This is a genomic window from Thalassotalea sp. PP2-459 (genome assembly GCF_001913705.1).
Taxonomy (GTDB): Bacteria; Pseudomonadota; Gammaproteobacteria; order Enterobacterales; family Alteromonadaceae; genus Thalassotalea_C; species Thalassotalea_C hakodatensis.
The window spans coordinates 24,100-33,579 of record NZ_MKQD01000041.1; the positions used below are offsets into that span (position 1 = coordinate 24,100).

Genomic DNA, 9,480 nt, shown 5'->3' on the forward strand with positions numbered 1-9,480 from the left:
ATGTTCACTAAGATACTCATTGCTAACCGTGGTGAAATAGCTTGTAGAGTGATTAAAACAGCCCGTAAAATGGGCATTGCTACGGTGGCGGTGTATTCTGACGCTGATGCTAATGCTTTACATGTGAGTATGGCAGATGAAGCTGTTTATCTTGGCCCCTCTCCCTCTCGTGAGAGTTATTTATTATCAGAAAAAGTGATTGCGGCAGCAAAACGTACAGGTGCACAGGCAATACACCCTGGCTATGGTTTTCTCTCTGAAAATGCAGAATTTTGTCGTTTATGTGAACAGGAAAATATTACCTTTATCGGCCCACCAGTTAGCGCTATTGAAGCCATGGGCTCTAAATCTGCCGCGAAAACAATCATGGAAAAAGCACGAGTTCCACTCGTACCAGGTTACCATGGTGATGATCAAACGGAAGCAGTCATTAAAAATGCGGCTGATGACATGGGTTATCCTGTCTTGCTAAAAGCAACTGCTGGCGGTGGTGGTAAAGGTATGCGCCAAGTGTGGAGCGAAGAAGACTTTGCCGAAGGTTTTGCTGCAGCAAAACGCGAAGCAAAATCATCTTTTGGTGACGACACGATGTTAGTGGAAAAATACTTAACACAACCCCGCCATGTTGAAATACAAGTCTTTTGTGATAATCATGACAATGCAGTTTATCTGTTCGAACGTGATTGTTCAGTGCAACGCCGACATCAAAAAGTGATCGAAGAAGCACCTGCATTCAACTTATCGCAAACGTTACGTGAAAAAATGGGTGAAGCTGCAATAAAGTCAGCTAAAGCAATTGGTTACCGAGGGGCAGGTACTGTTGAATTCTTACTTGACCAAGACGGTTCCTTCTATTTTATGGAAATGAATACTCGTTTACAGGTTGAACACCCTGTTACAGAGTTAATTACCAGACAAGATCTAGTTGAATGGCAGCTACGTGTCGCAGCTGATGAAGCCTTACCAAAAACACAAGACCAACTTGAGATCCACGGACATGCTTTTGAAGCACGTATTTACGCTGAAGATGCCAATAATGACTTTTTACCAGCTACCGGCAATTTAAGTTTTCTACGTACGCCACAAGAAAGCAAATATGTTCGAGTGGATACCGGCGTACGCCAAGGTGATGAAGTCAGTGTTTTTTATGATCCAATGATAGCTAAACTTATTGTTTGGGATGAAAATCGTGAAAAAGCATTACAACGTTTAACGAAAGCACTGACAGAATACCGTATTAATGGTGTGGTCACTAATCTCGACTTCCTATATAACTTAGCAACTTGCCGAGCGTTCATAAACCGCAATATTGATACTGGTTTTATCGAAAAACATCACGATGATATTTTTCACGATACCGAGCAAGCACTAACCAACGAATTACCAATGGCTGCTCTGTATTTAGTGCTCTCTTTAGCTGAACGCTCTAAAACACACGCTAAAAGTACGACAGATCCTCATTCTCCTTGGAATCACACCAATGCTTGGCGACTTAATGAAGCCCACATTCATAAGCTAACATTAGCGCATAATGACACTCACTACCCCGTTATTGTTGAGCAAAAGCGAATGGGGAATCGACGCTACTACATAATCACTGTTGAGCATCATGCATTTCAAGGACGTACATTAGACTGTCAAGGAACAATAGTTGGTGATGAACTTTCTACCAGTATTGACGGTTATCGCAGTCAAGCAACGATAAGTCGTGAAGGCGATAATATCAGTTTATATAGATCAAATGGCGTGTTTAATTTTACTTATATACGCCCTGATTGTGGGTTAAGTAACGCTGAAGATAATGCAAACGGCTTAACTGCGCCTATGAACGGAACCATGGTCAGCGTATTAATTAATCAAGGAGATGCGGTTACGAAAGATCAACCATTAATGATCATGGAAGCAATGAAAATGGAGCATACTATTAAGGCACCTACAGATGGCATAATCGATACAGTTTATTATCAAACTGGCGATATGGTAGATGGCGGCGCTGAACTATTAGCGTTTACGCCCAAGGAGCAAGGCTGATGGCACTACCTAAGTCAGTAAAAATTGTTGAAGTTGGCCCTAGAGACGGCTTACAAAATGAAAAAGAACTCGTTGCCGCAAAAGATAAAATACAGTTAATTAACAAACTGAGTAACGCCGGATTAAGCTATATCGAAGCTGCAAGCTTTGTGTCGCCTAAATGGGTACCACAAATGGCAACCTCTTCCGACGTAATGGCAGGTATAGAACGAAAAACAAACGTCACGTATGCGGCATTAACTCCTAATTTAAAAGGCTTTGAAGCAGCGCTTGCTGCAGGTGTTTCAGAAGTTGCTATTTTTGGTGCTGCTTCAGAAGCATTTAGCCAAAAAAATATTAATTGCTCAATAGATGAAAGCCTAGCGCGATTTGAACCTGTTATTCGTGCCGCAAAGCAACATGGCATACTTGTACGAGGTTATGTTTCTTGCGTAGTTGGTTGTCCTTACGATGGTGATATTGCACCAGATACAGTGGCTGAGGTTGCTGAAAAGTTATACAAAATGGGCTGCTATGAAATCTCACTTGGTGACACAATTGGCGTAGGTACTGTAGCCAGTGTCAATAAAATGTTACAGGCAGTAAGCGCCCGAATCCCCGTAAAGCACCTTGCTGTTCACTTTCATGATACCTACGGTCAAGCGTTAACGAATATTTACGCCGCGTTACAACACGGCGTAAGTGTTGTCGACTCAGCCATTGCTGGCTTAGGCGGTTGCCCTTATGCTAAGGGTGCTTCAGGTAATGTAGCAACAGAAGACGTTGTTTATATGCTAAATGGCTTAGCGATAGAAACAGGGATTAACTTCGATACCTTACTTGAAGCAGGCTGGTATATCAGTAACAAACTCGGCAAGGCACCGGTTTCAAAAGTTTCAAATGCATTTTTAGCTAAATGCGAATAGCTTTACTTTTATAATCATTCAAATTTTAATGATCAACTGCAACACTCGTTGATCTTACATTTAGCAAGGAGTTAATCATGTCAGGTTTTGACAAAGTAGTGTCGAGCTATGAAGAAGCATTAGCAGGGCTAGAAGATAACATGACAGTTATTGCTGGCGGTTTTGGCTTATGCGGTATACCGGAAAATCTTATTACAGAGATCAAACGTAAAGGCACAAAAGGGTTAACCGTTGTTTCAAATAACTGCGGTGTTGATGATTTTGGTTTAGGGGTATTACTGCCTAATCGACAAATAAAAAAAATACTCGCTTCATATGTTGGCGAAAATGCTGAGTTTGAGCGACAAATGATGAGTGGTGAACTTGAAGTTATCTTAACTCCTCAAGGTACACTCGCTGAGAAAATGCGCGCAGGTGGCGCAGGTATTCCTGCATTTTATACCGCCACAGGTTATGGTACACCTGTGGCCGAAGGTAAAGAAGAACGTGAATTTGATGGTCGTCACTATATATTAGAAAAAGCCCTTACCGGTGACTTTGCCATCGTAAAAGCATGGAAAGCAGACCGATACGGAAACCTTGTGTTTAGAAAAACCGCACGTAACTTCAACCCTATGGCTGCTACTGCAGGCAAAATAACCGTAGTTGAAGTAGAAGAAATCGTTGAGCCGGGTGAGTTAGCACCTGATGAAATTCACACCCCTGGCATTTACGTTAACCGTCTCATTAAAGGGACGTTTGAGAAACGCATCGAACAACGCACAATTAGAAGCGCATAAGGAGTTAACATGGCTTTATCTAGAGAACAAATTGCGCAACGCGTAGCACAAGAACTGCAAGATGGTTTTTACGTAAATCTTGGCATAGGCATTCCTACATTAGTCGCCAATTACGTACCCAATGGCATGGAAGTCATGTTGCAATCTGAAAATGGTTTACTTGGCATGGGTCAATTTCCTACTGAAGACGAAATAGACGCTGACTTAATCAATGCTGGTAAGCAAACAGTAACCACCGCTAAGGGAGCATCAATTTTTGATTCAGCAGAATCATTTGCTATGATCCGTGGTGGGCATGTTGACCTCACTGTATTAGGCGCTTTTGAAGTTGACGTTCAGGGCAATATTGCTTCATATATGATCCCTGGTAAGTTGATTAAAGGCATGGGTGGTGCAATGGACTTAGTTGCAGGTGCTGAAAACATTATTGTTACTATGACCCATGCGTCTAAGCACGGGGAATCTAAGTTACTCTCGCAATGTACCTTACCATTAACAGGTAAAGGCTGTATCAACAAAGTGCTAACTGATTTAGCCTTTATCGAAATCAAAGATAATAGCTTTCATCTGGTTGAACGTGCACCTGGTGTATCTGTAGAAGAGATTAAAGCGTTAACTGCTGGTGAACTTGTTATACCTGAAAATGTACCTGAGATGACATTTATATAACTTTTACCAATAAATTTATTAGTAAATACAATAAAAAAAGAGCTTTAATGCTCTTTTTTTATAACAATTAGAAAGTCATATGTAATGTTTCCATATATCCTACAAGAGAAAGTTACACCTAACACATTGTAAAATATACATTTATAGTAAAAACTTAACATTCAACATACTTGCCAATTTCACAAGACTTGATTTTATCTTACAAATTAGTGATACTGAAATTGACAAAGAAAAGGCAAAACATGCGAAAACATGTTACGCAAAACCACCGGTCTAAGGATAATTTAATTTATCTATGACAGCGGAGTTACCGAGTTCAATTAGGTACGTCCTGTGGTTTTTTCTTTTAATAAACTCAACTTGAATTAAAGGTTATTAAAATGAAAAAATTATTACTAGTTTCAACTATTACAGCGTTAACAATGACGTCTATCGTTTCTGCTCCTAAAGCAGAAGCATCGAATATAGCTCAAAGCTTATGTGAGTATGTAGCTGCAGATGATAAGAAGCGTATGCGCTCATTTTTAAGAACGAATAAAATCAAAATCCGCAGAGTTTTTGATGGTATTCAATGTAATGGTCAAAACTTACTGGTATTTGCTTCTGCAAGAGGTGCGGTTGAAACAGGTTCTATGATAGTAAGTAAGCTACCAAAGAAAGTTGTTTCAGAGAACCTTGCAAATCTCCAGAGTGGATCGCAACCATTGATAGATGCCGCTAACGAACGCGTTAGCAGCTAAAATTATTTTTTAGTAGGCGTTATTTGTTAAATCAATAGCTTTACTAGTTTATAATTCTTCTGTCGACTTAAAAAAGCCAGCTAATGCTGGCTTTTTTTTCAACTCAACAAAAGTAGCCTTTACTTTTATAAACCTTTTATTAATTTAAATGTTCGTGTTGGTTACCATTGTTTATACAGAACGATTTTTAAACCCAGCTAACATTATTTAACCTGAGCTCGGGATAAGAAGTTAGCGAATCAACAGAAACGGTAAGCTTTTTATTTATCACACTGTTCTAGCACGGAGTTTTTTCTTAGTGCAAGGAAAATTTGTGCGTCAATAACGTGTCTATTGCAAATACATTTAACGCAGTAATAAGGAAAAACAACGGCAGAAAGTAAGTTGTTATCCCTAGCTCAGGTTATTTAACTTGGTAATCTTTAAAATAAACGATAAACTCTCGTTAATTGATAGAATAGATACCGTGATTAATTTGTGACGTACCGATCGCGCCAGCATGAAAAAAACGCATTAGTATTAACTGGGGGCGGTGCAAGAGCTGCCTATCAAGTTGGTGTGCTGTCTGCAATTTCAAAATTTGCCCCACGGCATCACCCTATCCCTTTTTCAATTATTTGCGGTACCTCTGCCGGAGCGATCAACTCAACCGGTTTAGCCTGTTATGCATCTTGCTTTCAACTTGGCGTTAAAAAACTTGAATGGGTATGGAAGAACTTAACAACAAGCAGGATATATCATAGTGACCCTGCTCGTGTATTTAGTCATTTATACCGTGGTATATTAGCGAGCTTTCAAGCAGATTATGCAAACAAGTCGGCGCACAGCTTACTTAACAATGCACCATTAAGAGCCTTACTAACAGATGTTGTTGACTTTCAGCGTATAGACAATAATCTATTAAAAGGACATTTACGCGCGCTTTCAGTCACTGCGTCTAGTTACAGTAGTGGTGATTCCATTAGTTTTTTTCAATCAAGTGAAACCATTTCTCCATGGTTTCGAGCTAAACGAAAAGGCTTACCCTGTCAGATTAATAGTGATCATTTACTTGCTTCAGCAGCAATTCCACTATTGTTCCCGTCGATCAAACTTGGAAAAGAACATTTTGGTGACGGCTCTATTCATCAACTATCTCCTTTGAGCCCTGCAATACATTTAGGCGGTGAAAAGCTATTTATTATCGGTGTTGAGCAACCGTCAGAACCATTACATCCTAAGGAAAACAATCCTCATCCTCCAACAAGCGCGACCATCGCAGGTCATTTACTAGATGGCATTTTTTCAGACACTTTGCAAAGTGACTTAGAACGTCTCAAACGTGTAAATAAGACACTTTCGTTAATCCCAGAAGAAAAGAAAATAGCACAAGAAGGCTTAAAATCAATAGAGACATTAGTAATAAACCCAAGCCACGACTTCAATGCAATTGCAGTAGAGCACTATCATCAAATGCCAATATCAATTCGACTGCTACTTAGGACGATGGGCATCAGCAATGATCCTGAATCAAGTATCATTAGCTACCTGTTATTTGATCGCACCTATTGCCATCAACTTATTAAACTCGGCTTTCAAGATGCATTAGAAAATGAAACACGTATTCGTGAGTTTTTATCGCTTAAGTAAATACGGTTAACATTTCAAGATAAACTTTACTCAAGGTAACAATGCAGAGATATGGGGATAGAGCAAAAGAAACCTATTATACCAATTCGCATCAATATTCGGTCATTCAGCGAGAATTAAACGCTTTAGAGGCACGGCGTTGATTGCAGAGAATGGTTATTCAGGAAAACGTGCTCCTGCGTTCTCTAATAAGCTACATCCTTGTAGCGTCCTTGTTAAAATCAACAACACAGGCTATGAAGCGTTTAAACTCCCCTTTGGGAGCGTGTTAGAGGTGCGATAATTGCGCAAAACCTGTTTGATGTAGAACAACTATACCTGCAAACGTTTCGCTTATTCTCCCACCTCTGACATCGCTCTGAACTGACTTAATCTTTATGCGAATTGGTATTACGCTAACCCCCTTCATGCATAAAACGTTCAACCCGCTCAACACGTCTTGGTTTGCCACGAATAATCAAGGTATCATCTGCTAACAAAATGGTATTTTCATCAGGCTGTTCGGTTTCAAAACCAGCTCTTCTCAATGCAACCACGGTTACGCGGCGTGTGGCTAAGTTCAAAGATTGTAAGTTTCGCCCTACCGCATAAGAATGGCCAGTTAAATTCACCGCATTAGCAAATTCTATACGGTCCATAGCATCAGGGCTCATATCTGTATGTTCCCCCTGAAAAAAGCCATGCAGATGACTGTAATGACTTTTCCTTTCCTTCTGTACTCGTTTAACGATATGCGAAAATGGCACGCCTGAAAGTGACAACACTTGTGAAACCAACATCAAGCTCCCTTCAAGGCTTTCAGGCACTACTTGATCTGCACCAGCAGCTTGTAATTTATCAAGCTGATCATCATTACGAGTTCGTACTAAAATAGGTACATTAGGTGATAAACTTCGTACTTTACGTATCACTTCTATCGACTGTTTATCTTCACCAAACGCGATGACGACAAGTTTAGCCGTCGACAACTTAGCCGCCTCTAACAATTCAGTTTGTCGGGACGAGCCAAATAACACATTTTCTCCCGCTTCACGCGCTTTTCGCGTACGTAAGGGGTCCATATCAATGGCAACAAAATCAATACCTTCTTGTTTTAAAAACCGACTAACCGTTTGACCGATACGACCAAAACCACAAATAATCACATGCTCTTTCAGTTCTGTATTAACTTCTAACTCTTTAAAGGCTTGTAAGTCTTCGTGATCAGTTTTTTGTTCATTGGCTAGCCACTTTCCCCAATTTCGAGCATTATCAACCATAAATGGCGTTACCGCCATGCTCAAAATACCTGCCCCAATCAATAAAGAAGCAACATCAAGAGGTAATACATTGACTTGTGTAGCAAGCGCAATTAACACAAAGCCAAATTCCCCCATTTGTGCGAGCATGATCCCAGCTGCCCAAGCATCTTTTCCTTGTTCACCAGCTTTTACTGCTAAAATTCTTATCACGACCACTTTTAGTAGCATCAAACCAACAACCAAGCTGACAATGGTCAAAGGTGAAGACACCAACACATTAATATCTAATTTCATCCCAACTGTCACAAAAAACAAACCAAGCAATATATCTCGGTAAGGTCGTATGTCAGCTTCTAGTTGGTGCTTATATTGGCTTTCTCCTAACATCATGCCCGCGAGAAAAGCACCCAGCGCCATTGAAAGACCAAACCATTGCGTTAATGCGGAAGCGACAAGTGTGACTAATAAAGTCGTTAATACAAACAATTCATCTGTTCTAACTTGTGCAACTAGATTAAATAAACGAGGAAGTATCCATTTTCCTGCGGCCAGTAAAATACCAACAACAAATACCCCTTTTATTAGCGCAGCAAACAAAGCGATTATCATCGAACCTTCGGTACTTGGTGCTAATAATGGAATAATAATCAGTAATGGTACAACGGCAACATCTTGAAATAATAAAACAGCTACAGCTATTTGCCCTGACTTTCGCTTCATGGCACCAGACTCGCTTAACTGTCTGATCACAATCGCGGTAGATGATAAAGCAATGACACCACCTATCACTAAAGCACTGCCAAAGGATTGACCAAAGAAGAGTGAAATAATGGTAAAACAAATTAATGATAACACCACTTGCAAGCAACCTACCGCTAGCACTAAGTGTCGCATTGCCATTAGCTTAGGTAAGGAAAACTCTAGCCCTAAAGTGAACAACAGAAAAACGATGCCTAGCTCGGCAAAATGTTCATAATCTACATGTTCATGCGCAAAAGCTAAACCATGCTCACCAACAAGCATCCCTGCAACTAAATAAGCAAGAATAGCTGGTAAATGTAATTTTCTAAATAACCAAACAATAAACACTGCACTGGTTAAAATAGCCAGAATTTCAATATGGGAAGCCACAAAAAACCTAATAAAAATAAAAACTAACTTTAATCATAGTATATCGCTCATTGTTTGAGCTCAAACGCTTTTATTCATGATCAAAATAATTTCATGTCATTCTAGAGCGTGTTGATCTTTCATGTTTACTTTTGCCGCAATTTGTTTGGTATTTATACAAGGCAACACTTGCGCCGTGTAGTTATTCTACTCCAGTCAAGCGTTAACACAGTAGAAATGCCAAACAGATACAGTCCTAAGGGTTCAACTAAACGCCTCCTCCTCTTTGTTACTTGAATTAACCATAGAATGACTATGCAATAATCCAAGTGCCGCGATCAGAAGGCGTTTAATTTGAACAAAACTTAAACAGCAA

At 39.9% G+C, this 9,480-nt stretch carries 7 protein-coding genes and 1 riboswitch; of the genes, 6 read left to right on the plus strand and 1 reads right to left on the minus strand.

The genetic code is table 11. The features are described 5' to 3' along the window. The 6 genes from BI291_RS09645 to BI291_RS09670 all read left to right on the plus strand — a co-directional run bounded on the left by BI291_RS09645 (position 1) and on the right by BI291_RS09670 (position 6,753). Complete coding sequence (locus tag BI291_RS09645; protein ID WP_074498558.1) at positions 1-2,031, plus strand: acetyl/propionyl/methylcrotonyl-CoA carboxylase subunit alpha; 2,031 nt, start codon at positions 1-3, stop codon at positions 2,029-2,031. Continuing rightward, positions 2,031-2,936: a hydroxymethylglutaryl-CoA lyase gene (locus tag BI291_RS09650; RefSeq protein ID WP_074498551.1), complete on the plus strand. Its 906-nt coding sequence runs from the start codon at positions 2,031-2,033 to the stop codon at positions 2,934-2,936. Before BI291_RS09645 ends, BI291_RS09650 begins: the two co-directional genes overlap by 1 nt. A 77-nt stretch (positions 2,937-3,013) precedes the next feature. Beyond that, entirely contained in the window at positions 3,014-3,715 is a 702-nt protein-coding gene (locus tag BI291_RS09655) for a CoA transferase subunit A (RefSeq protein ID WP_074498552.1), read from the plus strand. Between the two features lie 9 nt (positions 3,716-3,724). Further along, positions 3,725-4,384 carry a 3-oxoacid CoA-transferase subunit B gene (locus BI291_RS09660; RefSeq protein ID WP_074498553.1) on the plus strand — a complete coding sequence of 220 codons (660 nt, stop codon included), beginning with the start codon at positions 3,725-3,727 and terminating at the stop codon, positions 4,382-4,384. Between the two features lie 224 nt (positions 4,385-4,608). Beyond that, positions 4,609-4,699: riboswitch (cyclic di-GMP riboswitch) on the plus strand. Between the two features lie 65 nt (positions 4,700-4,764). Beyond that, entirely contained in the window at positions 4,765-5,124 is a 360-nt protein-coding gene (locus tag BI291_RS09665) for a DUF3718 domain-containing protein (protein WP_074498554.1), read from the plus strand. Positions 5,125-5,601: 477 nt separating this feature from the next. Next, positions 5,602-6,753, plus strand: a complete 1,152-nt coding sequence (locus tag BI291_RS09670) for a patatin-like phospholipase family protein (protein WP_074498555.1) — start codon at positions 5,602-5,604, stop codon at positions 6,751-6,753. Between the two features lie 395 nt (positions 6,754-7,148). Here the strand turns inward: BI291_RS09670 and BI291_RS09680 are convergent, their stop codons facing one another. Next, positions 7,149-9,125, minus strand: coding sequence for a monovalent cation:proton antiporter family protein (locus BI291_RS09680; RefSeq protein ID WP_074498556.1), 1,977 nt, complete (start codon positions 9,123-9,125; stop codon positions 7,149-7,151). Between the last annotated feature and the right edge of the window lie 355 nt (positions 9,126-9,480).